This is a genomic window from Pseudomonas sp. EA_15y_Pfl1_P101 (assembly GCF_963970835.1).
Classification (GTDB): Bacteria; Pseudomonadota; Gammaproteobacteria; order Pseudomonadales; family Pseudomonadaceae; genus Aquipseudomonas; species Aquipseudomonas tritici.
The window spans coordinates 135,947-161,394 of the sequence record NZ_CAXAPA010000014.1 but is presented as its reverse complement, the minus strand read 5'-3'; the positions used below and the strand labels follow the sequence as shown (position 1 = coordinate 161,394).

General features: G+C 61.2%; 23 protein-coding genes and 2 pseudogenes. 17 read left to right on the top strand and 8 right to left on the bottom strand.

Going from position 1 to position 25,448, the window contains the following annotated elements; all coding sequences use genetic code 11:
- Positions 1–71: 71 nt before the first annotated feature.
- The 9 genes from nuoG (at position 72) to AACY36_RS21540 (ending at position 10,641) form a co-directional block, all read left to right on the top strand.
- On the top strand, positions 72–2,786 hold the full coding sequence (nuoG, locus tag AACY36_RS21580; protein WP_339417893.1) for an NADH-quinone oxidoreductase subunit NuoG: 2,715 nt from the start codon (positions 72–74) through the stop codon (positions 2,784–2,786).
- Positions 2,783–3,790, top strand: coding sequence for an NADH-quinone oxidoreductase subunit NuoH (gene nuoH, locus AACY36_RS21575; RefSeq protein WP_012724954.1), 1,008 nt, complete (start codon positions 2,783–2,785; stop codon positions 3,788–3,790). Before nuoG ends, nuoH begins: the two co-directional genes overlap by 4 nt.
- An 11-nt stretch (positions 3,791–3,801) precedes the next feature.
- Complete coding sequence (gene nuoI, locus AACY36_RS21570; RefSeq protein WP_003174725.1) at positions 3,802–4,350, top strand: NADH-quinone oxidoreductase subunit NuoI; 549 nt, start codon at positions 3,802–3,804, stop codon at positions 4,348–4,350.
- A gap of 9 nt (positions 4,351–4,359) precedes the next feature.
- Positions 4,360–4,863: an NADH-quinone oxidoreductase subunit J gene (nuoJ, locus tag AACY36_RS21565; RefSeq protein WP_049712667.1), complete on the top strand. Its 504-nt coding sequence runs from the start codon at positions 4,360–4,362 to the stop codon at positions 4,861–4,863.
- A gap of 2 nt (positions 4,864–4,865) precedes the next feature.
- Complete coding sequence (nuoK, locus tag AACY36_RS21560) at positions 4,866–5,174, top strand: NADH-quinone oxidoreductase subunit NuoK (protein ID WP_339497555.1); 309 nt, start codon at positions 4,866–4,868, stop codon at positions 5,172–5,174.
- Entirely contained in the window at positions 5,171–7,024 is a 1,854-nt protein-coding gene (nuoL, locus tag AACY36_RS21555; protein ID WP_339427839.1) for an NADH-quinone oxidoreductase subunit L, read from the top strand. The genes nuoK and nuoL overlap by 4 nt, the downstream gene beginning before the upstream one ends.
- A 55-nt stretch (positions 7,025–7,079) precedes the next feature.
- The gene (gene nuoM / locus AACY36_RS21550; RefSeq protein WP_049712665.1) at positions 7,080–8,612 is read left to right on the top strand and encodes an NADH-quinone oxidoreductase subunit M; all 1,533 of its coding nucleotides are present in this window, start codon (positions 7,080–7,082) and stop codon (positions 8,610–8,612) included.
- Between the two features lie 7 nt (positions 8,613–8,619).
- Positions 8,620–10,083 (top strand): NADH-quinone oxidoreductase subunit NuoN, encoded by a 1,464-nt coding sequence (nuoN, locus tag AACY36_RS21545; RefSeq protein ID WP_049712664.1) that lies wholly within the window; start codon positions 8,620–8,622, stop codon positions 10,081–10,083.
- Between the two features lie 321 nt (positions 10,084–10,404).
- Positions 10,405–10,641, top strand: a complete 237-nt coding sequence (locus AACY36_RS21540) for a DUF6555 family protein (protein ID WP_339417897.1) — start codon at positions 10,405–10,407, stop codon at positions 10,639–10,641.
- A gap of 31 nt (positions 10,642–10,672) precedes the next feature.
- Here the strand turns inward: AACY36_RS21540 and AACY36_RS21535 are convergent, their stop codons facing one another.
- Positions 10,673–10,873: a DUF6021 family protein gene (locus AACY36_RS21535; protein WP_314566665.1), complete on the bottom strand. Its 201-nt coding sequence runs from the start codon at positions 10,871–10,873 to the stop codon at positions 10,673–10,675.
- 14 nt (positions 10,874–10,887) lie between these two features.
- On the bottom strand, positions 10,888–11,064 hold the full coding sequence (locus AACY36_RS21530; RefSeq protein ID WP_339427840.1) for a hypothetical protein: 177 nt from the start codon (positions 11,062–11,064) through the stop codon (positions 10,888–10,890).
- A gap of 113 nt (positions 11,065–11,177) precedes the next feature.
- Here AACY36_RS21530 and AACY36_RS21525 point away from each other — a divergent pair, with 113 nt between their 5' ends.
- Positions 11,178–11,699, top strand: coding sequence for a DUF3087 domain-containing protein (locus AACY36_RS21525; RefSeq protein ID WP_339417901.1), 522 nt, complete (start codon positions 11,178–11,180; stop codon positions 11,697–11,699).
- Between the two features lie 183 nt (positions 11,700–11,882).
- Here the strand turns inward: AACY36_RS21525 and AACY36_RS21520 are convergent, their stop codons facing one another.
- A complete protein-coding gene (locus tag AACY36_RS21520) occupies positions 11,883–12,758 on the bottom strand; it encodes a Dyp-type peroxidase (RefSeq protein WP_339417902.1) in 876 nt (291 codons plus the stop codon).
- A 163-nt stretch (positions 12,759–12,921) separates the two neighbouring features.
- Here AACY36_RS21520 and AACY36_RS21515 point away from each other — a divergent pair, with 163 nt between their 5' ends.
- Both AACY36_RS21515 and AACY36_RS21510 read left to right on the top strand, forming a co-directional pair.
- Positions 12,922–14,538, top strand: a complete 1,617-nt coding sequence (locus AACY36_RS21515; protein WP_339417903.1) for an NADP-dependent glyceraldehyde-3-phosphate dehydrogenase — start codon at positions 12,922–12,924, stop codon at positions 14,536–14,538.
- 53 nt (positions 14,539–14,591) lie between these two features.
- A complete protein-coding gene (locus AACY36_RS21510) occupies positions 14,592–15,650 on the top strand; it encodes an FUSC family protein (protein WP_339497554.1) in 1,059 nt (352 codons plus the stop codon).
- A 180-nt stretch (positions 15,651–15,830) separates the two neighbouring features.
- Here the strand turns inward: AACY36_RS21510 and AACY36_RS21505 are convergent, their stop codons facing one another.
- The gene (locus AACY36_RS21505; protein WP_339417905.1) at positions 15,831–16,589 is read right to left on the bottom strand and encodes a TetR/AcrR family transcriptional regulator; all 759 of its coding nucleotides are present in this window, start codon (positions 16,587–16,589) and stop codon (positions 15,831–15,833) included.
- Between the two features lie 357 nt (positions 16,590–16,946).
- Between AACY36_RS21505 and AACY36_RS21500 the strand changes: the two genes are divergently transcribed.
- The 4 genes from AACY36_RS21500 to AACY36_RS21485 are packed head-to-tail and all read left to right on the top strand — an operon-like array spanning position 16,947 to position 21,576.
- Entirely contained in the window at positions 16,947–17,654 is a 708-nt protein-coding gene (locus AACY36_RS21500; RefSeq protein ID WP_339497553.1) for an ABC transporter ATP-binding protein, read from the top strand.
- The gene (locus AACY36_RS21495; RefSeq protein WP_339417908.1) at positions 17,651–18,868 is read left to right on the top strand and encodes an ABC transporter permease; all 1,218 of its coding nucleotides are present in this window, start codon (positions 17,651–17,653) and stop codon (positions 18,866–18,868) included. Before AACY36_RS21500 ends, AACY36_RS21495 begins: the two co-directional genes overlap by 4 nt.
- Complete coding sequence (locus tag AACY36_RS21490; protein ID WP_339427841.1) at positions 18,861–20,339, top strand: TolC family protein; 1,479 nt, start codon at positions 18,861–18,863, stop codon at positions 20,337–20,339. The genes AACY36_RS21495 and AACY36_RS21490 overlap by 8 nt, the downstream gene beginning before the upstream one ends.
- The gene (locus AACY36_RS21485; RefSeq protein WP_339427842.1) at positions 20,329–21,576 is read left to right on the top strand and encodes an efflux RND transporter periplasmic adaptor subunit; all 1,248 of its coding nucleotides are present in this window, start codon (positions 20,329–20,331) and stop codon (positions 21,574–21,576) included. The genes AACY36_RS21490 and AACY36_RS21485 overlap by 11 nt, the downstream gene beginning before the upstream one ends.
- Before the next feature lie 42 nt (positions 21,577–21,618).
- Here AACY36_RS21485 and AACY36_RS21480 read toward each other — a convergent pair whose 3' ends face one another.
- From AACY36_RS21480 to AACY36_RS21465, 4 genes and pseudogenes are all read right to left on the bottom strand, one after another.
- On the bottom strand, positions 21,619–23,013 hold the full coding sequence (locus AACY36_RS21480; RefSeq protein WP_339417911.1) for an FAD/NAD(P)-binding protein: 1,395 nt from the start codon (positions 23,011–23,013) through the stop codon (positions 21,619–21,621).
- A gap of 12 nt (positions 23,014–23,025) precedes the next feature.
- Positions 23,026–23,349: pseudogene (locus AACY36_RS21475) on the bottom strand (ATP-binding cassette domain-containing protein); the annotation flags it as partial.
- A 31-nt stretch (positions 23,350–23,380) separates the two neighbouring features.
- Positions 23,381–23,607: pseudogene (locus AACY36_RS21470) on the bottom strand (SfnB family sulfur acquisition oxidoreductase); the annotation flags it as partial.
- Between the two features lie 154 nt (positions 23,608–23,761).
- Positions 23,762–24,325, bottom strand: coding sequence for a helix-turn-helix domain-containing protein (locus AACY36_RS21465; protein WP_339417912.1), 564 nt, complete (start codon positions 24,323–24,325; stop codon positions 23,762–23,764).
- 92 nt (positions 24,326–24,417) lie between these two features.
- On the opposite strand from AACY36_RS21465, the gene AACY36_RS21460 reads away from it, so the two are divergent.
- Complete coding sequence (locus tag AACY36_RS21460; protein ID WP_339417913.1) at positions 24,418–25,347, top strand: DMT family transporter; 930 nt, start codon at positions 24,418–24,420, stop codon at positions 25,345–25,347.
- The last annotated feature ends 101 nt before the right edge of the window (positions 25,348–25,448 follow it).

Below are 25,448 nucleotides of genomic sequence, written 5' to 3'. Positions count from 1 at the left end.
TAGATGCACATGAATAACAAGATTCCATTAGCCACGCCCGCTGACAACGGGCCAACGAAGAACTTTGAACCATGGCCACTATCCACGTAGACGGCAAAGCGCTCGAAGTCGATGGGGCAGACAACCTGTTACAGGCATGTCTCTCACTAGGCCTCGACATCCCGTATTTCTGCTGGCACCCCGCGCTTGGTAGCGTCGGTGCCTGTCGCCAGTGTGCGGTCAAGCAATACACTGACGAGAACGACACCCGTGGTCGTATCGTCATGTCGTGCATGACGCCAGCCACCGACAACACCTGGATCTCCATCGACGATGAAGAATCCAAGGCGTTCCGCGCCAGTGTCGTTGAATGGCTGATGACCAACCACCCCCACGACTGCCCGGTCTGTGAGGAAGGCGGTCACTGCCACCTGCAAGACATGACGGTGATGACCGGCCACAACGAGCGCCGTTATCGCTTCACCAAGCGCACCCACCAGAACCAGCAACTGGGCCCATTCATTTCCCACGAGATGAATCGTTGCATCGCTTGCTATCGCTGCGTGCGTTTCTATAAAGACTACGCCGGCGGCACCGACCTCGGCGTGTTCGGCGCCCACGACAACGTGTACTTCGGTCGCGTTGAAGACGGCGTGCTCGAAAGCGAATTCTCCGGCAACCTCACCGAGGTCTGCCCGACCGGTGTGTTCACCGACAAGACCCACTCCGAGCGCTACAACCGTAAATGGGACATGCAGTTCTCGCCGAGCATCTGCCATGGCTGCTCCAGCGGTTGCAACATCTCGCCAGGCGAACGCTACGGCGAACTGCGTCGCATCGAAAACCGCTTCAACGGTTCGGTCAACCAGTACTTCCTGTGCGACCGTGGCCGTTTCGGCTATGGCTACGTCAACCGCGAAGACCGCCCGCGCCAGCCACTGCTGGCCGGCGGCGCCAAGCTGAGCCTGGACGACGCGCTTGATAAAGCCGCCGAACTGCTGCGCGGCCGCAACATCGTCGGTATCGGTTCGCCACGCGCCAGCCTCGAAAGCAACTTCGCGTTGCGCGAACTGGTCGGCGCTGAGCACTTCTACAGCGGTATCGAAGCCAGTGAACTGGAGCACATCCGCCTGGTCTTGCAAGTGCTGAACGACAGCCCGTTGCCGGTTCCGAACATGCGTGACATCGAAGACCACGACGCGATCTTCGTTCTCGGTGAAGACCTGACCCAGACCGCCGCGCGTATCGCCCTGTCGCTGCGCCAGTCGGTCAAAGGCAAGGCCGAAGACATGGCCGACGCCATGCGCGTACAACCTTGGCTCGACGCTGCGGTGAAAAACATCGGCCAGCACGCGCTGAACCCGCTGTTTATTGCAAGCATCGCTGAAACCAAACTCGACGATATCGCCGAAGAGTGCGTACACGCAGCACCGGACGACCTGGCTCGCATCGGTTTCGCCGTGGCCCACGCCCTCGACGCCAGCGCGCCTGCCGTCGAAGGCCTGGACACTGAAGCCGTTGAACTGGCCCAGCGTATCGCCGACGCCCTGCTGGCCGCCAAACGCCCATTGATCATTGCCGGTACCTCGTTGGGTTCCAAGGCGCTGATCGAAGCCGCTGCCAACATCGCCAAAGCCTTGAAGCTGCGCGACAAGAACGGCTCCATCAGCCTGGTCGTACCGGAAGCCAACAGCCTCGGGCTGGCCATGCTCGGTGGCGAGTCCCTGGACGCGGCACTGCACGCCGTGATCGACGGCAACGCCGACGCCATCGTCGTGCTGGAAAACGACCTGTACACCCGCACGGATTCGGCCAAGGTCGACGCCGCGCTGGACGCTGCCAAAGTACTGATCGTTGCCGACCACCAGAAGACCGCCACCAGCGAGCGTGCCAACCTGGTGCTGCCAGCCGCTACCTTCGCCGAAGGCGACGGTACCCTGGTCAGTCAGGAAGGCCGCGCCCAGCGCTTCTTCCAAGTGTTCGACCCGAAATACATGGACGCCAGTATCCTGGTTCACGAAGGCTGGCGCTGGCTGCATGCCCTTCGCGCGACCCTGCTGAACCAGCCAATCGACTGGACCCAGCTCGACCACGTCACCGCTGCCACCGCCGCAAGCGCGCCGCAGCTGGCACGTATCGTCGATGCGGCTCCGTCCGCCGCGTTCCGCATCAAGGGCATGAAACTCGCCCGTGAGCCGCTGCGTTACTCCGGTCGTACCGCCATGCGCGCCAACATCAGCGTGCACGAACCGCGTACGCCGCAGGACCCGGACACCGCGTTCAACTTCTCGATGGAAGGTTACTCCGGTTCGGTCGAGCCACGTCAGCAGGTGCCATTTGCCTGGTCGCCGGGCTGGAACTCGCCGCAGGCCTGGAACAAGTTCCAGGACGAAGTCGGTGGTCACATCCGCGCTGGCGACCCGGGCACCCGCCTGATCGAAAGCACCGGTGACTCGCTGAACTGGTTCGCGTCCGTCCCGCGTCCGTTCAACCCGGCCCCGGGCACCTGGCAGGTTGTGCCGTTCTTCCACCTGTTCGGCAGCGAAGAGAACTCTTCCAAGGCCGCGCCGGTTCAAGAACGCATTCCAGAAGCCTACGTGGCCCTGGCCAAGTCCGAAGCCGACCGCCTTGGCGTCAACGAGGGTGCCCTGCTCAGCTTGAACGTGGCTGGCCAGACCCTGCGTCTGCCGCTGCGCATCAACGAAGCGCTGGGTGCTGGCCTGGTTGCCCTGCCGAAAGGCATCGCCGGTATTCCAGCGGCGATCTTTGGCAAAACCGTTGACGGTCTGCAGGAGGCAGCGCAATGACTTGGTTCACGCCTGAAGTGATTGACGTGATCATCTCGGTGGTCAAGGCCATCGTGATCCTGTTGGCCGTGGTCGTCGCGGGCGCTCTGCTCAGCTTCGTCGAACGTCGCCTCTTGGGCTGGTGGCAGGACCGTTACGGTCCGAACCGCGTTGGCCCGTTCGGTATGTTCCAGATCGCTGCCGACATGCTGAAAATGTTCTTCAAGGAAGACTGGACCCCGCCGTTTGCCGACAAGGTGATCTTCACCCTGGCACCGGTCGTGGCCATGAGCGCCTTGCTGATCGCCTTTGCGGTCATCCCGATCACCCCGACCTGGGGCGTGGCGGATCTGAACATCGGCTTGCTGTTCTTCTTCGCCATGGCCGGCTTGTCGGTCTACGCGGTGCTGTTCGCGGGTTGGTCGAGTAACAACAAGTTCGCCCTGCTGGGCAGCTTGCGGGCGTCAGCCCAGACCGTGTCCTACGAAGTGTTCATGGGCCTCGCGCTGATGGGCATCGTGGTGCAGGTCGGCTCGTTCAACATGCGCGACATCGTCGAGTACCAAGCGCAGAACCTGTGGTTCATCATTCCGCAGTTCTTTGGCTTCTGTACCTTCTTCATCGCTGGCGTCGCCGTGACTCACCGTCACCCGTTCGACCAGCCGGAAGCAGAACAGGAACTGGCTGACGGTTACCACATTGAATACGCCGGCATGAAATGGGGCATGTTCTTCGTTGGCGAGTACATCGGCATCATCTTGATCTCGGCCCTGCTGGTCACGCTGTTCTTCGGCGGCTGGCACGGACCGTTTGGCATCCTGCCGCAGTTGGCGTTCTTCTGGTTCTTCCTGAAGACCGCGTTTTTCATCATGTTGTTTATCCTGCTGCGCGCTTCCATTCCGCGTCCACGATACGACCAGGTGATGGATTTCAGCTGGCGCTTCTGCCTGCCACTGACCCTGATCAATTTGCTGGTGACTGCTGCCGTTGTGTTGTTGAACACGCCAGCGGCCGCGGTTCAGTGAGGATTTGACCCATGTTCAAATATATTGGCGACATCGTTAAGGGTACCGGTACCCAGTTGCGAAGCCTGGTGATGGTTTTCGGCCATGGCTTTCGCAAACGCGACACCCTGCAATACCCGGAAGAAGCGGTGTACCTGCCGCCGCGTTATCGCGGCCGTATCGTGCTGACCCGCGACCCCGACGGCGAAGAGCGTTGCGTAGCCTGCAACCTGTGCGCCGTGGCTTGCCCGGTGGGTTGCATCTCCCTGCAGAAAGCTGAAACCGAAGACGGTCGCTGGTACCCGGACTTCTTCCGCATCAACTTCTCGCGCTGCATTTTCTGCGGCCTCTGCGAGGAAGCTTGCCCGACCACCGCAATCCAGCTGACACCGGATTTCGAGATGGCCGAGTTCAAACGTCAGGACCTGGTGTACGAGAAAGAAGATCTGCTGATCTCTGGTCCCGGTAAAAACCCTGATTACAACTTCTATCGTGTTGCAGGTATGGCCGTTGCTGGTAAGCCGAAAGGCGCCGCGCAAAACGAAGCCGAGCCGATCAACGTGAAGAGCTTGCTGCCTTAAGGAAGAAAGATGGAATTCGCTTTCTATTTCGCGTCCGGTATTGCAGTGGTGTCCACGCTTCGCGTGATCACCAACACCAATCCTGTGCACGCCCTGCTCTACCTGATCATTTCGCTGATCGCCGTGGCCATGACCTTTTTCGCACTCGGCGCGCCGTTCGCCGGTGTGCTGGAAGTGATCGCCTACGCCGGCGCCATCATGGTGCTGTTCGTGTTTGTGGTGATGATGCTCAACCTCGGTCCGGCTTCGGTCGCCCAGGAACGCGTCTGGCTCAAGCCTGGCATCTGGCTCGGCCCAGTCATCCTCGCAGCGCTGCTGCTGGCTGAACTGCTGTATGTGCTGTTCGCTCACCAGAGCGGCCAGGCCATCGGCCACACCACCGTAGACGCCAAGGCCGTGGGCATCAGCCTGTTCGGTCCTTACCTGCTGGTGGTCGAACTGGCGTCGATGCTGCTGCTCGCCGCAGCCATCACTGCCTTCCACTTGGGCCGCAACGAAGCCAAGGAGCAATGACGATGCCTGCTATCCCTTTGGAGCATGGTCTGGCGGTCGCCGGCATCCTGTTCTGCCTTGGCCTGGTCGGCCTGACGGTTCGCCGTAACATTTTGTTCGTGTTGATGAGCCTGGAAATCATGATGAACGCCGCAGCACTGGCGTTCATCGTGGCAGGCGCACGTTGGGGCCAGCCGGATGGACAAGTGATGTTCATCCTGGTGATCAGCCTGGCAGCCGCCGAGGCCAGTATCGGCCTGGCGATCCTGCTGCAACTGTATCGTCGCTTCCACACGCTTGATATCGACGCTGCCAGTGAGATGCGCGGATGAACATGATCTTTCTGACTTTCGTATTCCCCCTGATCGGTTTCCTGCTGCTGTCGTTCTCTCGCGGGCGCCTGTCGGAAAATGTGTCTGCCTTAATTGGTGTGGGTTCCATTGGCCTGTCGGCCATCGTTGCTGCCTACGTGATCTGGCAATTCAACGTGGCGCCGCCGGAAGGCGGCCACTACACCCTGGTGCTGTGGCAGTGGATGTCTGTGGAGGGTTTCAAGCCAAACTTCGCCCTCTACGTCGACGGCCTGTCGATCACCATGCTCGGCGTGGTCGTCGGTGTGGGCTTCCTGATCCACCTGTTCGCATCCTGGTACATGCGCGGTGAAGCCGGATACTCGCGCTTCTTCTCGTACACCAACCTGTTTATCGCCAGCATGCTGTTCCTGGTACTGGGCGATAACCTGTTGTTCCTGTACTTCGGTTGGGAAGGCGTGGGCCTGTGCTCGTACCTGTTAATCGGTTTCTACTACAGCAACCGCAACAACGGTAACGCCGCACTCAAGGCCTTTATCGTTACCCGCATCGGCGACGTGTTCATGGCCATCGGCCTGTTCATCCTGTTCCAACAGGTGGGCACGCTGAACATCCAGGAACTGCTGGTGCTGGCACCGCAGAAATTCCAGGTCGGCGACTTCTGGATCACCCTGGCCACACTGATGCTGCTGGGCGGCGCTGTCGGTAAATCCGCGCAACTGCCGCTGCAAACCTGGCTGGCGGACGCGATGGCCGGTCCTACCCCGGTTTCCGCACTGATTCACGCGGCAACCATGGTGACTGCGGGTGTGTACCTGATCGCGCGTACCCACGGCCTGTTCACCCTGGCGCCGGATATCCTGCACCTGGTGGGCGTAGTGGGCGGCGTGACCCTGGTACTTGCCGGCTTTGCCGCGCTGGTGCAAACCGACATCAAGCGTATTCTCGCCTACTCGACCATGAGCCAGATCGGCTACATGTTCCTGGCCCTGGGCGTTGGTGCCTGGGACGCGGCGATCTTCCACCTGATGACCCACGCCTTCTTCAAGGCCCTGCTGTTCCTTGCGTCCGGTGCGGTGATTGTTGCCTGCCACCACGAGCAGAACATCTTCAAGATGGGCGGCCTGTGGAAGAAACTGCCACTGGCCTACGCCAGCTTCATCGTCGGTGGCGCTGCCCTCGCAGCCCTGCCGCTCGTGACCGCCGGTTTCTACTCGAAAGACGAAATCCTCTGGGAAGCCTTTGCCAGCGGTAACCAGAACCTGCTGTACGCAGGCCTGGTGGGTGCGTTCATGACCTCGCTGTACACCTTCCGCCTGATCTTCATCACCTTCCACGGTGAAGCCAAGACCGAAGCACACGCAGGCCATGGCATTTCGCATTGGTTGCCTTTGTCGGTACTGATCATCCTGTCGACCTTCATCGGCGCACTGATCACGCCACCCCTGGCCGGTGTACTGCCGGAAAGCGCTGGCCATGCCGGCGGCGCTGCCAAGCACAGCCTGGAAATCGCCTCGGGCGCCATCGCCATCGCAGGTATCCTGCTGGCGGCCCTGCTGTTCCTGGGTAAACGTCGCTTCGTGACGGCCGTTGCCAACAGTGGCATTGGTCGTTTCCTGTCGGCCTGGTGGTTCGCTGCCTGGGGCTTCGATTGGCTCTATGACAAACTGTTCGTCAAGCCTTACCTCGCCATCAGCCACGTACTGCGTAAAGACCCGCTCGACCAGACCATCGGTTTGATCCCGCGTGCCGCCAAGGCCGGTCACACCGCCCTGAGTCGCAGCGAAACGGGCCAATTGCGTTGGTATGCAGCCTCCATGGCGGCCGGTGCCGTTTTGGTGATCGGCGCCATCGTCGTGGTAGCGGCCTGACTATGTTTGATTGCACTGCCAACTTTGCGAACTTGCGAAAGGAAACGAGCCTGTCATGATTCTGCCCTGGCTAATCCTGATCCCCTTTATCGGCGGCCTGCTCTGCTGGATGGGTGAACGCTTCGGCGCCACCCTCCCCCGCTGGATTGCGTTGCTGACCATGTCCCTGGAACTCGCACTCGGCCTCTGGCTGTGGGCCCATGGCGACTATTCATTTGCTCCGGCACCGGGTGCCGATCCAACCTTCGCGCTTGAGTTCAAGCACGTGTGGATCCAGCGCTTCGGCATCAACGTGCACTTGGCCCTCGACGGCCTGTCGTTGTTGATGATCCTGCTGACCGGCCTGCTGGGTATCCTTTCGGTACTCTGCTCCTGGAAAGAGATCCAGCGTCACGTGGGCTTCTTCCACCTGAACCTGATGTGGATCCTGGGCGGCGTTGTCGGCGTGTTCCTCGCCCTCGACCTGTTCATGTTCTTCTTCTTCTGGGAAATGATGCTGGTGCCGATGTACTTCCTCATCGCGCTCTGGGGTCACAGTTCTTCGGACGGCAAGAAAACCCGGATCTACGCGGCGACCAAGTTCTTCATCTTCACTCAGGCTTCCGGCCTGATCATGTTGGTGGCGATCCTGGGGCTGGTACTGGTCAACTTCAACAGCACGGGCGTGATTACGTTCAACTACGCCGACCTGTTGAAAACCAAGATGTCCCTGACCACCGAGTACATCCTGATGCTGGGCTTCTTCATCGCGTTCGCGGTGAAGCTGCCGGTGGTGCCGTTCCACTCCTGGCTGCCGGATGCCCACGCACAGGCGCCGACTGCCGGTTCCGTGGACTTGGCTGGTATTCTGTTGAAGACTGCGGCCTACGGCCTGCTGCGTTTCGCCCTGCCGCTGTTCCCGAACGCCTCGGCCGAGTTCGCGCCGATCGCCATGACGCTGGGTCTGATCGGGATCTTCTACGGCGCGTTCCTGGCCTTCGCACAAACCGACATCAAGCGTCTGATTGCCTTCTCGTCCGTTTCCCACATGGGCTTCGTACTGATCGGCATCTACTCCGGCAGCCAGTTGGCATTGCAAGGCGCCGTGATCCAGATGTTGGCCCACGGTGTCTCGGCCGCTGCACTCTTTATCCTGAGTGGCCAGCTGTACGAACGCCTGCACACCCGTGACATGCGGGAAATGGGTGGCGTGTGGTCGCGCATCGCTTACCTGCCGGCGATCAGCCTGTTCTTTGCCGCCGCGTCGCTGGGCTTGCCGGGTACCGGTAACTTCATCGGCGAGTTCCTGATCCTGATGGGTGCCTTCGTGCAAACACCGTGGATCAGTGCGATTGCTACCTCCGGCCTGGTGTTTGGTTCGGTCTACTCGCTGATCATGATCCACCGCGCCTACTTCGGCCCGGCCAAGTCCGACACCGTCCTGCAAGGGATGGATGCTCGCGAACTGATCATGGTGCTCGGCCTTGCGGTACTGCTGATCTACATCGGCGTGTACCCGCAACCGTTCCTGGACACTTCTGCCGCGACGATGCATGGCGTGCAGCAGTGGTTCGGCACCGCCTTCTCTCAACTCGCTTCGGCCCGGTAAGAGCGCTATGGAATTCACGATCCAACACTTTATCGCGCTTGCGCCGCTGCTGATTACCAGCCTCACCATCGTGGTGGTGATGCTGGCAATCGCCTGGCGCCGCAATCACTCGCAAACGTTCCTGCTGTCGTGTGCCGGTCTCAACCTGGCCCTGCTGTCGATCATTCCGGCCCTCAAGGTCGCACCACTGGCGGTCACGCCACTGATGATGGTCGATGACTTCGCGCTGCTGTACATCGCGTTGATCCTGGTCGCGACCCTGGCCTGCGTCACCCTCGCCCACGCCTACCTCGGCGAAGGCGGCACCGGCTACCCGGGCAACAAGGAAGAGCTGTACCTGCTGATCCTGCTGGCTGCGGCCGGCGGTATCGTGCTGGTCAGCGCTCAGCACCTGGCCGGCTTGTTCATCGGCCTGGAACTGCTGTCGATCCCGACCTATGGCCTGGTGGCCTATGCCTTCTTCAACAAGCGCTCGCTGGAAGCCGGCATCAAGTACATGGTGCTGTCGGCCGCCGGTTCAGCGTTCCTGTTGTTCGGTATGGCCCTGCTCTACGCCGAAGCTGGCAGCCTGAGCTTCACCGGCATCGGCCACGCGCTGGCGGCGACCAGCATGCCTGCGCCGATTGCCCAACTGGGCCTGGCCATGATGCTGATCGGCCTGGCGTTCAAGCTGTCCCTGGTGCCGTTCCACTTGTGGACCCCGGACGTGTACGAAGGCGCCCCGGCGCCGGTGGCAGCGTTCCTGGCGACCGCGTCGAAAGTGGCCGTGTTTGCGGTGATGGTGCGTCTGTTCCAGATCTCCCCCGCCGCCAACACCGGCGTGCTGAGCGACGTGCTGACCGTGATCGCCATTGCTTCGATCCTGTTCGGTAACCTGCTGGCCCTGACCCAGAACAACCTCAAGCGTCTGCTGGGTTACTCCTCCATCGCTCACTTCGGTTACTTGCTGATCGCCCTGGTGGCGAGCAAGGGCCTTGCCGTGGAAGCCATGGGCGTGTACCTGGTCACCTACGTGATCACCAGCCTCGGCGCATTCGGCGTGATCACGCTGATGTCCTCGCCGTTCAAAGGCCGTGACGCCGACGCGCTGTACGAATACCGCGGCCTGTTCTGGCGCCGTCCGTACCTGACTGCCGTACTCACCGTGATGATGCTGTCCCTGGCGGGTATCCCGCTGACTGCCGGCTTTATCGGCAAGTTCTACATCGTGGCGACCGGTGTTCAAGCGCATGAATGGTGGCTGGTTGCATCGCTGGTGCTAGGCTCCGCCATCGGCGTGTTCTATTACCTGCGCGTGATGGTCACCCTGTACCTGATCGAGCCAAACCTGCGCCGTGTGGACGCCGAGCTGCACTGGGAACAGAAGGCAGGCGGCGTGATGCTGCTGGCCATTGCCCTGCTCGCGTTCTTCTTGGGCGTGTACCCACAACCGTTGCTCACACTGGTGCAGCACGCGGTGCTGGGCGTTTGATCGCTTAGCGGGATGCAGTAAACAAAAACGGCGCCTTCGGGCGCCGTTTTTGCGTTATGGGGAAGAATCAGGACACTGCGCCGTACGGATTGATGCGGTCCTTGAGGTCCACGGTGTCGCTGCCAAAGTCATCTACCTTGAGCCTGGTGCGGCTCATCGATAGTGCGACGGGCGCCCACTGGGTGTAACTGCTCTGGCCGTCGAAGCTCAGGCGATAAGGTTCGTGCGCCGTGGCCTGCGGGCGTCAGCACGCAGCTTGTCATTTTGAATGAACCTTTTTGAACGCTCCCGTATCCATCTATAACAACACAGGGAGGCAACATGAGTACCGCAAAAATCTACACCATCAACTACCAACTGCACGGTCAACGGAAGTCCTTTGTGGTGCGCGCCGAAGTGATGAACAACGCCGAGGCATGGCACTGGGCGGCCGTTGATGCCGACATTGCGCATGTCAGTCGCGTGGGTCGAGTCGGCCACGAACAAGTGAAGAAAACTACCCGGCCTTGGGCGGAGAAATTCGGCATTACCGACGTCATCTGGATCGCGCCCAAATAAACAAAAGCCCCGCACAAAGGCGGGGCTCGATTTAAGGCTTTAAGTCGCCCAACGGATCGTAGGGCGGCTTTTTTTCGGCCTGGTCTTTCTTGTCCTTGTCCAGCGGTGCAATGGCAGGGCCGATGGGGTCGACCTGTGGGTCTGCCACATCCGGCGAATCCGGGTCGAAGCCCAATTCATCCTTACCGCTGGCATGCTCGTCTGAAGACGGACCTTTCGGTGGGTTATTCACGGCGATCTCCTTGTTTAGACCGGGCGGGCTTTGTCGTGAAGGTTTTCCAGGTCTTCCTCGACGCGTTCCACGTCGTCGTTCTGACGCTCCGCCGGGTCATTGGGGCGCAACGCATCGTTGTCACGCTCCTCTTCACCGGGTGTGCGATCAGGGTTCGGGGTGCCAGGCGGCGGCTGCTTGTATTCGGACATGGTGGTTCACCTCAAAGGGTCTACACAGATTTAGAGAAACCGCTGTGCGCCATCGTTCAACTTGTTTGCCCAAGCGTGAGATGATGCCCGCCCCTTCTGGAGAAACGACCCGGATGTTCGAGCTCAAACCCTGCGACCCTGTCACCTTTCGCCAACAGACCCGGCGCAGTACGCTGATCGTGGCGGTGCTCTTCCTGGCCCTGGGTATGCTGCTGTCGAGCCTGGCAGTGATGCTGTTCGGCGAGCCCGGCGGTGATAACTTCCGCTTCAATGTCGGCGGCGTCTTCGCCGGGGTGCTGATCACTTTGGCCCTGGTGCGCGGGCCGTTCTGGACCCAGCCTTGGCTGGCGTCGGCGGTGTACGGTTGGCAACTCAAGCGCAGCCTGATGAGCGTGACCAATGTGATGCACAAGGTCACCGAGCGGGCCCAGGCCAATGACCCGACGGCGATCAAGGTGCTGCGTTTTTATCACCTGGGCCTGACGCAAATGCATGAGTTGGACGCCAACTCCAGCGCTCAGGCGCAATTGGTCGGTGAGGTCGAGGCCCATAAGGCCAAGATGCACACGTTGGGCATGGACACCGAGCAAACCCGTTTCGATCCGGCCTGGCTGCAAAGCTTCAAAACCCCTTGAATCATTGCGCTGAGCGTGGCACTTCGCTACGAAACAGCGCCGTACCTGCATAAATAAACAGCAGGACGATCGCGATAATCAAGGCGGTAAATTCGCGTGGAACGTCCGACTTTTTTCAGCACCAGCAGGCAACCAGGCTCACACCCGCCGAGCCGGTACGTAGCTGCCCCCCCTCGCACATGTTCAGTGGCTTGCAGTGACGAACAGTGCACTCAGGTCCAGATGCCCCTCCTTGATTGGTGGGCACCAGTAGTATCCACCGGTCAGCGGCGTGCTGATGCGATACAACCCATCGACAATCCCATCTTCCAGGCCGCTCATGCGGCGCAGTTGCGCTTCAAACGCATCAAAGGAATGACCAAACGCAAGAAACATCAACCCGGCCTGGCCATTCTCGGCCCATGGCATGGAACGGCGTACCACGAAGGCTTGCGGGGTAAAGCTTTCCTGGGCGGTGCGTTTGGTGTGGGCGGACTCGGGGGCGTCGTCGAGTTCTTCGTTGTCGCCGTGGCGACGGCCGATGATGTGGTCGCGCTCTTGCGCAGGCAAGGCGGCGAAGGCGTCGAGGTCGTGCTGCCACTGCTGGATCGCGGCAAAACTGGCGCCGCTGTCGGTCAGGGCCGCTTCAACCGCTGCGTCGTCATGGGGGTTTTCAGTGCCGTCTTCGTAGTCGGTCAGGTCGAAGCCGGTTTTGTAGCGGAAACCTTCGGTCGTCTGCACCAGGCGAAACGCCGGGGCCAGGGCCTTTTCAAACGCGCGGCTGCGCAACAGCAGTTCACCACGATCCACACCGTGCAACCACACCCACAGTGCTTGCTGTGTCGACGGGTTATGCGCGCCCGGCCCGCTGACGGTGGGGAATGTGCGCAGGCCTTCAATCCGTGCGCCCAGCGCGTTTACCAGCAGCTCGCCAAAACCGACCACTGCCGCCGAATCGGCCAACTGCACCAACGCGTCCAGCGCTGCAGGAACGGCGGCCAGGGAATCCACGGCAAAAAACAGATGGCGTGCCTGCAACGGCACCGGTGCGGCAAGAATGCCCGGCTGGTACTGACTCATGTGAACTCCTTCAAGAAAGCCGCCAAGTTTACCCGGCCAGCGCGGGCTTGTGCTCAAGGTTTTCCAGGTCACCGGGCTGCTCTGATGCCGCTGGCCCTTGCCACGCAGCCCTTGGATGGGTGACTCTCTAGTCATGTTTTGCAACTATTCCAGGGGTAGCGACATGACCACCAGCAACCTGCTCGCCCAGCTGTTTCCCACCTGCGCCGCCGACATTCCCGAACAATTGCGCCTGGCAGCGCCCATCGAACAGCGCGATTACCTGGTCGACGGCCAGTTGCAGGTATGGAACGGCCCGTTAGCCAAGGTGCAGAGCCCGGTGCAACTGGGCGACGAACGTGTGCATATCGGCAGCACGCCGCTGCTGGATGCCGACACCGCCCTGACCGCCCTCGACGCCGCCGTACGCGCCTATGACCGGGGCCAGGGCGAATGGCCGACGATGCGCGTGGCCGACCGCATCCAGCATGTCGAAGCGTTCTTGCGACGCATGCGTGAACAACGCGACGCGGTGGTGAAGCTGCTGATGTGGGAAATCGGCAAGAACCTCAAGGACTCGCAGAAAGAATTCGACCGTACCTGCGACTACATCACCGACACCATCAATGCCCTCAAGGAACTCGACCGTCGCTCCAGCCGTTTCGAGCTGGAACAGGACACCCTCGGCCAAATCCGCCGCGTCCCGCTGGGCGTGGCCTTGTGCATGGGCCCTTATAACTATCCGCTGAACGAAACGTTCACCACGCTGATCCCGGCGCTGATCATGGGCAATACCGTGGTGTTCAAGCCGGCCAAGCTCGGCGTGCTGCTGATCCGCCCGCTGCTGGAGGCGTTCCGCGACAGTTTCCCGGCCGGGGTGATCAACGTGATCTACGGCAGCGGCCGTGAAACCATCAGCGCGCTGATGGCCAGCGGGAGGATCGATATCTTCGCGTTTATCGGCACCAACAAGGCCGCCAGCGACTTGAAGAAATTGCACCCCAAGCCGCACCGCCTGCGCGCGGCGTTGGGCCTGGACGCGAAAAACCCCGGCATCGTGCTGCCTGAGGTGGACTTGGACAATGCCGTCAGCGAAGCCGTTACTGGTTCCCTATCGTTCAACGGCCAGCGCTGCACCGCGTTGAAAATCCTGTTCGTGCATGAAGACGTCGTCGGCAGCTTTATCGACAAATTCAACAAGAAGCTGGCCACGCTCAAGCCCGGCATGCCGTGGGAGGACGGCGTGGCGCTGACGCCATTGCCCGAAGTGGGCAAGGTGGATTACCTCAACAGCCTGGTGGCCGATGCCGCGCAACACGGTGCCAATGTGGTGAATGAGCATGGCGGTGAGAGTCGCGGTTCGTTCTTCTACCCGGCCGTGCTGTACCCGGTGAACCCGCAGATGCGCGTGTACCACGAAGAACAGTTCGGCCCAGTGGTGCCGATCGTGCCTTACCGTGATGTAGAGAAGGTGATCGACTACGTGCTGGACTCTGATTTCGGTCAACAACTGAGCATCTTCGGTACGAATGCCGCGGAAGTTGGGCGCCTGGTGGATACCTTCGCCAACCAGGTCGGCCGTATCAACATCAACGCCCAGTGCCAGCGCGGCCCGGACACTTTCCCTTTCAACGGGCGCAAGAACTCGGCCGAGGGCACGTTGTCGGTACATGACGCATTGCGCGTGTTCTCAATCCGCACCTTGGTGGCGACCAAGTTCCAGGAGAGCAACAAGGCGCTGGTCAGCGATATATTGCGCAACCGTGATTCGAGTTTCTTGACCACTGATTACATTTTCTAACAACGCCACATTTGACCGCATACATTCATACCGTCGAGGCCAATTTTAGAACGATGAACCTGCCCTTCTTCGCCCGGCGCCTGTTGCGCCCCTTGCTCGACCCGTACCGCCGCTATCGCCATGCCAAGCTGATCCACGCCGTGCGCGTGTCCATCGGCTTGCTGGCGACGATTATGCTGACCACTGGCCTCAACCTGCCCCATGGTGAGTGGGCCTCGGTGACCATGCTGGTGGTGATCGGCGGCTTGCAGCACCACGGCAATATCGGCAAGAAAGCCGTGGAGCGTGCCTATGGCACCTTGATCGGCGCCAGTGTCGGCTTGTTGCTGGTGGTGCAGGAGGCATACGTCGGCCAGCCGCTGTTGACCTATCTGCTGATGTCGGTGGTGTGCGGCTTCTTTTCCTACCACGCCATCGGCAAGGGCGGCTACACCGCGTTGCTCTCGGGGATCACTGTGTTTATCGTCGCGGGTCACGGCGACAACCCGCTGTCGGACGGGCTATGGCGCACCGTGGATATCCTGATCGGCATCGCCCTCGCCCTGGCCTTTTCCTTCGCCCTGCCGCTGTATGCCGTGTACTCCTGGCGCTACAACCTGGCCAGCGCGTTGCGCGATTGCGCCGAGATCTATAGCCGGATCATCAATGGCGAGTCGGTCACCGATGATCAACACCTGAAGCTGCTCAATCGTCTGAATGCCGCGATGTTGCAGTTGCGCTCGTTAATGCCGTCGGTGTCCAAGGAGGTACGCATCTCCATGACTGAACTGGACGCGATACAGCGGCATTTACGGATGTGCATCAGCACCCTGGAGATTCTCGGCAATACCCGGCCTGACCCTCGCGACGAACCGGCGATGGCGCGGATGCAGGTGATATTGAGGGCCGAGCATCGGCAAATTCGCGTGCAACTGGTGGGCATGGCACGGGCGTTGAAATCTGGCCTAACGGAGCGGTTGGAGCGGCCGAGTCACGCCAGCGTTGAGCCTGGGTTGGACGTGCCGGTCTATAGCGCATTGGATGGCTACCGGCTGCTGACCTTGCAACTGGCGCAGAACATCGGTGCGATGCGCCAGAGGCTGGCCAAGAGTGCCGGGCGCTGGAAAATCTGAATTCGCTGAGAGGAAAAGAAATTCCCCATGCGTTTACAGACTTCAAGGTTTTCACACTTTACCTTACAAAGTTTTCACGTTTTATTCACATCCCGGAACGTAATGTGAAGCCTCATCCGTTACAAACGTTGCATATCAAGCCCGCCGCCCCAGCGGGCTTTTTTTTGCCTGGAATTCGAGCTAGCGCGCCGCCTTGTTCGCTGGCGCTATCGCCTGCTCACGAATGGCCCGCTGGGTATCCAGCACCTTGGCCAAGGCATGTTCCGCTTCCGGACTTTGCTGTGGCACGCGGATCGCCGCCGACACCAGGGTGATCAACTTGGCCATCACCTCGGCATCCGTCGCCGGACGGCCCAGGCTCATGGAGTTCATCAGCAAGCGCAGCTCGGTCCCGGCCATCACGCCGGAAATCGCCTTGAGGGCAAATTGCAGGCGCACCCCAAGTTCATTGCGCGGCAGATCCGGCAAGGCCAGGGCGAAAGCTTCGAAGAAACGCTGGAACACCGGCTGGTAATGCACCTTGAGGTATTCCTGGATAAACGGCGACGTGTCGCTGTAGACCCGCCCCAGGAACCGGATAAACGAACGCCCTTCCCCACTCGCGCTGGCTGGATCGCTGCGTTCCAGGCCCATGGCGGGGGCAAATAGCACGCCAAGCAAGGTGTCGCAATCGAGTGGGCCGTCGGACTCGGCTTCGCAGCGTGCCAACAGTTCCAGGCGCTGCTCGTTGAGCGGTTCCAGGCGCTGCATCAGCAGGGTTTTCATCAGGGAGTCCTTGTCCCCGAAGTGGTAGTTCACCGCCGCCAGGTTGACCTGGGCACGCTCGGTAATCTGCCGCAACAAAACTGCGTCGTATCCATACTTGATGAAGAGAGCCTCTGTCGCATCCAGCAATCGAGTCTTGGTAATGTTCGGAGCGCTGACTTTCTTCGCGACCATAGAAGTTCCACGTGGGAAATATTGTTTTAAAAAATAATTTGATTTTTTATACCGGGGACGTCGCTCGAAAGCAAGTAGTGACACCGTGTCATATTATCAAAAGCCTTTGCAGCCGGGCCCTTTGAGCGTAGCCGAGGTTTTTTTGAAGGGCTTGCTAGCGCCTCGAAGTAATCGTTTCAAAGGGTAAAACCGCTCTACATCCATGGCTGGCGAAGCGGCTGGAACGCGGCTAGTATTCAAACAATATTTTAAAAACAAGAAATAAAACCAGTCTGTGACGCAGACCAGGCAGCTCCCGAACTTGTTACAAGGCTTTACCGGGGGCATGACGGCGGCGTCGAGACTGAAGGCGTAGTCATGATGACAGATACCCTCGCGCACCCAGGCTTGATCTCCCTGCAAGGCATCGGCAAAAGCTATCAACTGGCCGGGCAACACCTGTGCATTCTCAATGATGTACGCCTGACCATCGCCAGCGGCGACAGCTGCGGCATCCTGGGGGCGTCCGGCTCCGGCAAAAGTACCTTGCTCAATATCCTCGGCCTGCTGGACCTGCCCAACTGTGGTCAGTACCACTTCGCCGGCCACGATATCTTCAACGCCACCCCCGATCAGTTGGCGGCCATCCGCAATCAGCAGATCGGTTTCGTGTTCCAGAGTTTCAACCTGCTGCCACGCCTCAGCGCCCTGGACAATGTCGCCCTGCCCTTGAGTTATCGCGGCGTATCGCGCCATGAGTCAGTGGAGCAAGCCCTGCGCATGCTCGAGCAAGTCGGCCTGGCCGACCGTGCCCACCATCGCCCCGCCGACCTTTCCGGCGGCCAGCGCCAACGGGTCGCGATTGCCCGGGCCCTGGTGGGCAAACCCTCGGTGATACTGGCCGACGAACCCACCGGCAACCTCGACAGCACCACCGCCCAGGACATCATGGACCTGCTGCTGGCGTTGAACCGCGAGCAACAGGTCACGCTGATCATCGTCACTCACGACCCGCACATCGCCGAGCGCCTGGAACGCAAGATCCTGGTGCGCAATGGCGTGGTGCAAGAGGCCGGCTGCCTATGACTCAGCAGGGAGAAAGCCGCCTGCGGGTCGAACAAAGCCTCAGCCAACTGCTGCACGAAGCGTTTGTCAGCCTGCGCACCTTAGGCAAGCGTTCGATCCTGGCCCTGCTGGGTATCGTGATCGGCAGCTCGTCGGTGGTGGCGCTGATTAATATCGGCCATAACGCGGCGGTGGATGCGGCGATGATCTTCAAGGACATGGGCACCGACACCCTGATCGCCCAGTTCCCACCTAAAGGCGGCAGCAGTTCACCGATGCCCGCCCGCCTCGACCTGGACGCCGTGCGCCAGGCGGTGCCAGGCATCGCGCACATCGGCGCCCTCACGTTGTTCAGCGGGCCCATCGTATTCCATGGCCGCACCGTCAACACCAACTTCGTCGGCAGCACACCGGATATCAAGGACGCGATGCGCCTGGCACTGCAACAGGGACGTTTCCTGTCGAGCTTTGATGCCAACGAAACCTACGGCGTGATCGGCGCGCAGGTGGCCGAGGCCCTGGGCGTGCCGGGAGATCCGCTGCAGCTGGGCGATCGTGTGCGCATCAACGATTACCTGTTCCTGATTGTGGGCATCCTGCAAGGCCAGCCGCGGGCAATGCTAATGCCGGTGCAGGCCAACGAATCACTGTTCATCCCCGCCGAAGGCATGCGCCGCATCTATGCAGCGCCACAGATCGGCAACGTGATCATCCGCGCCACGCAGGGCCAGGACATGGAGCGCATTGCCAAGGACGTAGCCGCCGCTCTCAAACCGCAACTTCCCGACCACGATGTGGACATCCAGGTGCCCCAGCAAATGATCGACGGCATGACTCGGCAAAGCCGCACCTTCGCCTATCTGCTGCTGGCCCTGGGCGCGATCTCCCTGGTGGGCGGTGGCGTGGGGGTGATGAACGTGATGTTGATGAACGTCTCGGAGCGGCGTCGCGAAATCGGCATTCGCATGGCTCTCGGCGCGCGCCAGCGAGACATCCGCAACCTGTTCCTGCTCGAAGCCATCACGCTCACGGCCGTGGGTGCCTTGTGCGGCGCGGTGTCGGGCATGACCGCCGCGTGGCTGTACGCCTGGCTGTCGGGCTGGGAATTTGCACTCGCTGTCGCGGCCTTGCCGCTGGGGGTGGGCAGCACGTTGCTGGTGGGGTTGTTCTTCGGCATCTACCCGGCAATCTCGGCCTCACGGTTGCAACCGGTGGAGGCCCTGCGCGATGAATAAATGGCTCTGGCTGCTCGCATTGGTCAGCCTGCCTGGCGTGGCCGCCGACGTGGTGATCAAACCGTCGGCGCCGAGCACCACGCGCAGCGGTTACGATCGGAGCGTCTCGCTGAATGCCCAGGCCACCACCATGACCCTGGGCGACGCAGTCTACCTGGGCCTGCGCAACAACCCGGCGATTCGCAGCGCCTACCTGCAACGGGTAGCGCAGAAGTTCGACCTGCGCGTAGCCGAAGATGTATTCAAGCCCAAGCTCACCCTCAACAGCTACTACCGTAATACCCGCGGCTCAGCCGACAACGCGCGCAATGCCAGCGTGGCGCCGGCCACCAGCCTGCTCGGCGAATACGGCACGCGCCTGAGCATGGCCTGGACCCAGCAACTGAGCAACGCCGACCGCGCCGGCCGCTATCGCAGCGACGGTCTCGACCTGGCGATCATCCAGCCACTGCTACGCGGCGCCGGCTGGGACGCCACCACCGCACCGCTGCGCCTGTCGCGCCTGTCGGAACAGGCCAACCGCTTGAACCTCAAGGCCACCGTGGCACAGACCATCAGCCAGATCATCGCGACCTACCGCGAGCTGCTGCGCGCCCAGGAGCAACTGAGCATCGTGCAGGACGCCCTCAAGCGCTCTGACACCTTGCTGCAAGTCAACAAGGCGCTGATCAGTGCCGGGCGTATGGCCGAATTTGAAATCGTGCAGACCGAAGCCGACATCGCCACCCAGCAACTGGGCGTGGAAGAGGCGCAGAACCAACTGGACACCAGCCGTCTCTCCCTACTGCGCCTGCTGGCCCTGGACCTCTCCACGCCGGTCCGCGCCACCGAAGCCCTGGAGGCCCGGCCGATGCAGATCGACAAGCGCCAGGCCTTCAACCTGGCGCAGACCCAGCAGCCGGAATACCTCGCGGCCCTGCTCGGCAGCCAGCAGGCTGACCTCAACCTGGTGATCGCCAAGGACTCCGGGCGCTGGCAGGTGGACCTGGTAGCCGGCGCAAATCAGGTGCGCGACGCCTACAATAACGACGCCGGCAGCAGCAATAATCGCACGTGGGACAGCTACGCCGGGGTGCAGGTGCAAATCCCCATCGGCGATATCAGCACGCGCCAGGCCGAAGTCCGCGCACGGGTAAACGTGGAGGACCAGCAGATCCGCATCACCGACGCGCGCCAGGAACTGGAGCGAAGCGTCAACGATGTAGTGCGCGACCTCGGCACCCGCTGGCGCCAATATGAAATCTCCCAGCGCGCCGTGGAATTGTCGCGGCGCAAGATCGAGATCGAACGGGAAAAACTCAGCGCCGGGCGCTCCACCAACTTCCAGGTGCTGAGTTTCGAGACCGACCTGCGCAACGCCGAAAACGCGCAGCTCAATGCGCTGATCGCTTATTTGAACGCCCAGACCCAGCTCGACTTGACGCTGGGCATGACGCTGGAAAGTTGGGAAATCGCCCTCAATGACTACTAATCAGAAACGCCTGCTGGGCGCTGTATTGATCGTACTGCTGGGGGGCGCGGGCCTGGCCTTGCGCAGCCCTGCGTCCGCGCCGGCCAGCACCAGCGAGCAGTGGCTGGCCGTCAAGCCCGACGCGCTGGTGCACCAGATCGGCCTGGTGGGCAAAATCGAGCCCGACACCACCATCACCCTTACCGCGCCTTTCGATGGCAATGTGCAAGCCAATCTGGTGGAGCAAGGCCAGCGGGTCGAGGCCGGCCAAGTGCTGTTGCGCATGGACCCGACGACCCTGGAGGTGCAACTGCGCGACGCCCTCTCCGCCCAACTCAAGGCCCGGCGCACCGTGCAAGAGATGCAGGACTGGGACAACGGCCCCACCGTCAGCCGTGCACGCCGCAGCCTGCGCACCACCGAAATGACCGCCAGTAACACCCAGCGCAAACTCACCGAAAGTGAAAACCTGTTCCAGCGCGGCATCATCCCGCGCAATGAGTTGGACGACCTCAAGCAACAGACCCAGCAGCAACAACTGGACCTCGCCTCCGCCCGCAGCGAACTGCAACAGGCGATCGACCAGGGCAAGGGCGAATACCGCCAGATCGCCGATATGGAACTGACCAACGCCACGGTGAAATACGACGCACTGCACCAACTGCTCGAAGGCAAAGAGGTCAAGGCACCGTTCTCCGGCATCGTGGTGCCACCGCCCGGCAATAGCGCCTCCTCCCAAGGCGGCGGCAACAACAATGCCCCGGTGCAGGCTGGCAGTAAGGTCAGCCAGGGTGAGGTGTTGTTTGGCCTGGCAAATATCGAGCGGCTGAAAATCGTTGCCAAGGTGTCAGAGCTGGACATCAACCAGTTGCACCAGGGCCAGGCGGTGGAAGTGCTGGGGGATGGTTTTGAGGGGGAGCGACTGACAGGGTCGGTAAGCGTGGTGAGCGGTTTGGCGATTGCCACCGACAGCCAGGGCAGCGCGCAGTTTCCGGTGACCTTGTCGATCCCCAAGCTCACGCCACAACAGTTGCAACGGGTGCGGCTGGGGATGAGTGCGCGGTTGACCATCGTGACCTACAACAATGCGCAGGCGATTGTGGTGCCGAGCCAGGCGATAGGGCCGGACATGACAGTTGAATACCGGGCGGCGATGGATAAGCCGGTGGAGCGGGTGACGGTGACCACTGGGCAATCGACGCCCCAAGGGGTTGAGGTGTTTGGCCTCAAACCTGGGCTTGTGAAAGTCACAAGATAAATGAAGACCCAAATGTGGGAGCGGGCTTGCCCGCTCCCACATTTAGATTTTTGTCAGCTTTAAGGCAAGTGCCTTGGCTTGAATCGCCACATCCGTTACCGCCGTACTTTCCCACCACATTCCCCGCAACGGCGGCCCCATGGCAAACAACCGCGCGCTGACCTGCCCCTGAGCATCCACCACCGCCCCCGAAGCATCCGCGGCGATCCCCAACGCCAACGGCCCTGGCTGAATCAACCCACGCTTGAGCAACTGCTGCGGCAACGGCCGGGCCACGCGGCGCCAGTCGTATTCGATGCCGCTGGAGTTGATCAACGCCGCCCCTGAAACCTGAGTGACCGCTTGCTCGCCGCGGTAACGCAAACGGATGGTCACCCCTTCAACCGAAGGTTCCAGCCCTTTGTAAGACGCCGCCCTAATCCGCAACCGCCCCTCTTCCTGCAACCGTGCCACCCGCTGCGCGCTCAACGGCGGCGAGCGGTGATGATGGCTTTCCCACCACGGCCTTACATGACGCACAAACTGACGTTTTTCACGCTCGCTGGCCTGGCTCCACAGGCGACCGATGTGCGCGCGCACCGTGTCCAGCGGCGCTTGCCAATCGATGCCCTGCGCTTGCGCAATCCGGCATTGGCGACGCACCTCACGCAGCAATTGCCAAGGAGTGCGCAGGCTGTAGTCTTCGCCGAGAAAATCCACCCAGCTCGGCGGTTGTCGGCGCACATGGGGTAGCAGGCCGTGACGCGAGAAAACTTCGATCGGCCCACAGTGCCCGGCCTGTTCCAGGGACACCACGGCGTCGACCATGGTCAACCCGGAACCGATGATCAGCACCGGCGCTTGCGGGTCAATCAAGGTCATCGCCTGCACGTCCCAAGGGTCGACCGCCGCCGCGTTCAAGCCGCTGGACTTGGTCTGCGGTGTACGCGCCGCCGGGAACATGCCGGTGGCCAACACCGCAAAGCTGCCGCGCAGTTGCTGCCCGTTATCGAGGGTGAGCAGCGTCGAGGCTTCATCCACTTGCAGGTCGACCCCTTCACCGCGCACATGCTCGACGCTGGAAGCGGACTGCGCCTTGGCTTCGGCCAAGCGTTGCTGGGCATACAGACCAAAAATACCGCGCGGTGGAAACAGCTCGCTGATCGGCACAGCCTGCTGGCCTGACTCGGGCCACCCGCCCGCGCCGATGTAGTCGGTGAGCCATTGGGTCAGGTCGTCGGCATTGTCCGGGTCGACGCTCATACGCGCCGCGTTGCCGTTCAGGGTGTGGCCCAGCTCGACGGCGCTGTAGGCTTCGCCGCGGCCGAGTTCAGCGCGCGGCTCGATCACCAGAATCTGCCGCTTGCCCGGCAAGCGCAGCAGTTGCACGGCCAGCATCGTGCCGCTCAGGCCGCCGCCGATGATCAGCACATCAGCGTTGCGGATGGATTCAGTCATGCGGAGTCGCCCTTACTGTTTGCCCAGATAAATATCATGCAGGTCGCCCCGCGCCAGCAGTTCAGCGGCGCTGCCACTCAGGGCTACACGCCCAGTATCCAGCACGTAGCCGCGGGACGCATAGTTCAGCGCGACGTTGATGTTCTGTTCGGCGATCAAAAAGCTCACCTGCTGCTCACGGTTGAGTTGCGCGATGCTCTCGAAAATCTCCTGCACGATCATAGGCGCCAAACCCATGGACGGTTCGTCGAGCAGTACCAAAGTAGGACGCGTCATCAGCGCCCGGCCGATGGCGACCATCTGTTGCTCGCCGCCCGACGTCAGCCCGGTGCAGGTGAGTGTCGGCACGCTCCATCAACCCTGGCGGCAGGACTTTTCCGAAGTAATCCTCGGTCGCGGTTTGCAGCACGATGTCCACTACGCCCAAGTGGTTCTGCGGGATCTGGCCCAGTGAAGGGTGCGCGGCGGAAATCAGTTTGATCACCTCGTCCACGGTCACATAGGACACCTCGGCGCGGCCAGGCGCCTGGCAACCTCGATGGCTTCCGCGTCCGAGCGGATGATATGGGCAGGGTGCTGAGGGTGGGCAGACATGGGCCGACTCCAGGCTCCGCTGGGATGCTGGAGTGATCGCAGGAGTCGTGCCTAAAATTAATCTTCAGTTAAATCAGCCAGTTGCTGGCGCCATAACGCGAAAGTTCGTGCTTCAAACCAACAAAGTGTCCATCCACTGTTGCCGGGCAAACAGTTAGATGACCACGTTGCGCACAAAGCGCACCGCCATGTCCCCATCATTGCGATAGGCGTGGGCCTGGCGGCTGGCGAACATATAGAACTCACCGCCGGCAACGTGTTTTTCATCGTCATCCAGGATCAGCGTCAGGCTGCCTTCGAAGACAAACAGCTGCACGCTCCAGCCTTCCGGGTCTGGCTCGGGGGCGTAGCGATCGCCCGGCTCCAGGCGCATCTCCCACAATTCCACTTCGCGTCGGGCGGTTGCCTTGGCCAGCAACACGGCCTTGCTGCCGGGAATTTCACCGGCCCAAGCCAGCTCATTGATGCGGCTGTGGTCACGCACATCCGGCGCCTGGATCAGGTCGCTGAACGCCACCTCCAACGCTTCGGCCACGCGGTCGAGGGTGGACAGGCTGACATTCTTCTCGCCCGCCTCAATCGCCACCAGCATGCGCCGGCTGACCCCGGACTTTTCCGAGAGCGCGGTCTGGCTGAGGTCGGCGGCATGGCGCAGGCGACGAACATTCTGGCTGACGTGCTGCAGGACCGAGGCCCGTTGCGGATTTTCTTTGTGCACTATATTGCTCAATGGGTGGGTGTGCGCAGTATACTGCCCAGCGTGCGGCGCATTGTGCGGTCCGTGCCTTTCCCTTGCAAGACCGAGCCGCCATGACCACCCCGAACTCCCCTTCGCGTTTCAACCGTTTCAGCAAAGCCGAATGCATCCTAGTGGTGATCACCATGATATGGGGCGGCACCTTTTTGCTGGTGCAGCACGCGATGACCGTCAGCGGGCCAATGTTTTTCGTCGGCCTGCGTTTTGCTGCTGCGGCCATTGTGGTTGGCTGCTTTTCCTTGCGCACCCTGCGTGACTTGACCTTGTTCGAATTGAAGGCCGGTGTGTTTATCGGTGTAGCGATCATGTTTGGCTACGGCCTGCAGACCATCGGTTTGCAGACCATCCTGAGCAGCCAGTCGGCGTTTATCACCGCGCTCTATGTGCCATTCGTGCCACTGCTGCAATGGCTGGTGCTGGGCCGTCGTCCGGGGTTGATGCCGAGCATTGGCATCATGCTGGCGTTTGCCGGCTTGATGCTGCTGACGGGGCCGGCGGGGGCGTCGTTGAATTTCAGTCCCGGTGAAATCGCTACGCTGATCGGCGCCATCGCCATTGCGGCGGAAATCATCCTGATCAGTGCATTCGCGGGGCAAGTGGATGTGCGCCGGGTGACGGTTGTGCAACTGGCCACCGCTTCGCTGTTGTCGTTCCTGATGGTGGTGCCGATGGGCGAAGCGCTGCCGGGGTTTTCGTGGCTGCTGCTGTTCAGCGCAGTGGGCCTGGGCTTGACCAGCGCGGTGATCCAGGTGGCGATGAACTGGGCGCAGCAGAGTGTTTCGCCGACGCGGGCGACGTTGATTTATGCCGGTGAGCCGGTGTGGGCGGGCGTGGTGGGGCGGATTGCCGGCGAACGCTTCCCGCCGATTGCGATGCTGGGAGCGGTGTTGATTGTGGTGGCGGTGATTGTGAGTGAGATGAAGAGGAGCAACTCGAAAGCTGTTGAGGCTAAGGCCGATGTTGAGCCGGAAAGTCAGGGTTGATGCTATGCGCTGCAAGCGGAAACACGCTCGGGCCCGGCTATCCTCTTGTAGACTGCCACTTGTAGCTGCCTTCGACTGCTTCTGTAGGATCCTTACACATC